Origin of the sequence: Arthrobacter sp. NPDC057013, from assembly GCF_042674585.1 — a bacterium.
In the GTDB taxonomy this organism is placed as follows: Bacteria; Actinomycetota; Actinomycetes; order Actinomycetales; family Micrococcaceae; genus Arthrobacter.
Window position 1 is genome coordinate 1 of record NZ_JBHUSE010000052.1, and the last position, 1,456, is coordinate 1,456.

Genomic DNA, 1,456 nt, shown 5'->3' on the forward strand with positions numbered 1-1,456 from the left:
GGCATTGTATGGGTCTACTCGCCCTGCCCCAACTTCATATACACTATATTTATCAGAGAGTGGATCTGCTGTGTTCATTAGTGTTGCTTTAACATCTGCAGGCGTCATATCAGGATGAACTTGCTTGATTAGAGCTGCTACCCCTGCAACGTTAGGCGTTGCCATTGATGTACCAGATAAACGGTCATAAGCATATTGATAGTTTCCGATTTGATCTGCCCCGTGCATATAAGAAGGAACAGTTGAGAAAACAGATACACCAGGTGCTGTTACTTCAGGCTTAATATCATATAACACACGGGATGGACCACGTGAACTGAATGGCGCTAATTTATCACCTGTTGTCACTAATTGTTTCATATTACTAAATGTAAAGTCCATAGAAGCACCAGCAGATTTCAATCCACCTATTTGGGCAGCTAAAGCAGTTCCTTGTGCGTTACTAATTAAAAATGACGGAATATATCCGTACCCTTCTCCTAGGTACACATCACCATTAGGAACAGGTGTGTCGTATAATACAGCACCGATTGCTCCATGTGCTTTTGCTGTGCTAATTAATTGACTTAAAGAAGCACTACCTCGTTGCGCTAATACAACTTTCCCCTTTGCATCAACTCCCGAATACGAAGCTTCAGTGCCATATAATACATTGACTAATTGCACAGTTTTCCCTTCAAAATCCGCTACGTTATCCGTTAAACCTTGAGCTGTTAGTTTTAAATCTGCCGTAACATCACCCGTAGGCGCTTTTAATGTTCCTGTATAAGTCGGAATATTCACAGACGTATCGCTTGCTCCAACTGTAATTGCTAAAGGCGAGTTACCTGGCGCACCTAACGTATACATATTACTTCCTGAATTTCCTGCAGCAACAACTGCTGTAACGCCTGCTAGAACAGCATTGTTAACGGCAATCGTTGTAGGATATAATGGATCATTGTAATCTGCTCCAAGAGACATATTGATAACGTCCAATCCATCAGATACTGCTTTATCAAGTCCTGCCAAGATCGCAGACATTGAACCAGACCCATATGCTCCTAGAACACGATAAGAATAAATATCAGCATCCGGTGCAACACCTGTTACTGAAAGGTCTCCTTTATTTTTCCCTTGTCCAGCAATAATACCAGCAACATGTGTTCCATGCTCAGTATAGTATGCTTCTCCGCTACTCCCTATCTCAGGCTGACCAGACTTCTGCCAATCTGCGTATGTTGTTTCCATTGGATCATTGTCATTATCTACGAAATCGTATCCACCTTTAAAAGCATCTTTTAAATCTGGGTGATTATAATCAATTCCAGTATCAATAATACCAACTTTTACGCCTTTTCCTGTATAGCCTTCTTCATGAAGTTTTTCGATACCCGGGAACGTAACCGATGTATGAGTTGCTGCTTGCGTTCCTGTAGTTGATGATTCACTAATGGATGGTGGCTCTACATGAACT

The 1,456-nt window shown here is 41.6% G+C and carries 1 protein-coding gene; it reads right to left on the reverse strand.

All coding sequences use genetic code 11. From position 1 onward, the window contains the following. Nucleotides 1–1,456 (reverse strand): S8 family serine peptidase (locus ACFTSA_RS24445; protein ID WP_377954690.1); only part of this gene is annotated, 1,456 nt, incomplete at both ends.